The 1,202-nt window shown below is 67.0% G+C and carries 1 protein-coding gene and 1 pseudogene; both read right to left on the bottom strand.

Annotated features, from left to right (window positions below):
- Positions 1-291: 291 nt before the first annotated feature.
- Positions 292-570, bottom strand: a complete 279-nt coding sequence (locus INF29_RS14345) for an SDR family NAD(P)-dependent oxidoreductase (RefSeq protein ID WP_193487402.1) — start codon at positions 568-570, stop codon at positions 292-294.
- A 92-nt stretch (positions 571-662) separates the two neighbouring features.
- Positions 663-1,202 (bottom strand): annotated as a pseudogene (locus tag INF29_RS14340) (UxaA family hydrolase); the annotation flags it as partial.

The raw sequence follows: 1,202 nt of genomic DNA, 5'->3' as shown, positions 1-1,202 counted from the left end.
CGCGCTACGGGGGTATCCGTGCCCGTGCCCCCCATACCCAATGTTGGCGACATACCGTAGCGCGGTGTAAGCGGAGCGCACCCGCGAAGCACCCCGTTAGGGGTGCCGATGAAGCCAGTGAGGTTTGCTCAATCACCGTGGCTTGATCGGGGCGGCTGGCGCCGCCTTCGCGCCGGGCCGCCGCTGCGGGTGCCTCTTTCGCTCGTTGCTCTCGCTCAGGCGTTACGCCGCGCTACAAGTTGCCATCGACCATTTGCATTGCCGTTACCCCCTTGCGCGTTTCTCCTCACTTCAAAGCTCGATGCCTTTTTGGGCTTTGATGCCTTGGTCTTTGAAGGCGTGTTTGACGACTTTCATTTCGGTGACGGTGTCGGCGAGGTCGATGAAGTGGATGTCGAAGGTGTCGGTGACCTGCGAGAGCTCCGCGGCGAACTCGTCCTCCACGCCGTCCTTGCGGTTCAGCACCACCGGGACCGCGCCCTCGCGCGCGAGCTGGAACACGATACCGCGGCCGATTCCCTTGAAGCCGCCCGTGACGATGACGACCTTGCCGTCCAGATGCAGATCCATAAGCCGTGTGGCCTCCTTTCGCGCCCGCGGCGGGCGCACCCGCGCGACGGCCCCGCCGAAGGGTCCCCCTCTCGGGCGGGACGTCGCGTCCCCTACATGTAGTTGCACAGATGCGGCAGGGCGCACTCGGTGTACCCGAGCGCCTCCGCGCAGGTCGGCCTGCCCTCGCAGACCGCTATGATGGCGTCGATGAGCCGGTCGCGCAGCTCGGCCATGGACTCGGGCCCGTAGATGGACGCGCTGGCGTCGAAGTCGGTGTTGTCCGCCATGGTCTCGGCCGTGCGGCGATTCGCGGTGAGGCGCAGCACCGGCGCCACCGGGTTGCCCGTCGGGGTGCCGAGGCCGGTGGAGAAGACCACGAGCTGGCAGCCGCCGGCGACGATGCCCATGACCGAGGAGGGGTCGTTGCCCGGCGTGTCCATGACGACCAGGCCCTCGTGGGGCTTCAGCTGGTCGGCGTAGCCGTATACCGCGTTCAGCGGGCTGTGGCCGCCCTTGTGGATGCAGCCGAGGGACTTCTCCTCGAGGGTGGTGAGGCCGCCGGCCATGTTGCCGGGGCTCGGGTTGCCCTCGCGCATCTCGGCACCGAACATGTGGACGTACTTCTCGTAGTCGTAGACCGCCTTGAGCAG

Origin of the sequence: Anaerotignum lactatifermentans (genome assembly GCF_014982935.1) — a bacterium.
GTDB lineage: Bacteria > Bacillota > Clostridia > Lachnospirales > Anaerotignaceae > Anaerotignum > Anaerotignum lactatifermentans.
This window is presented reverse-complemented; position numbering and strand designations above follow the sequence as displayed.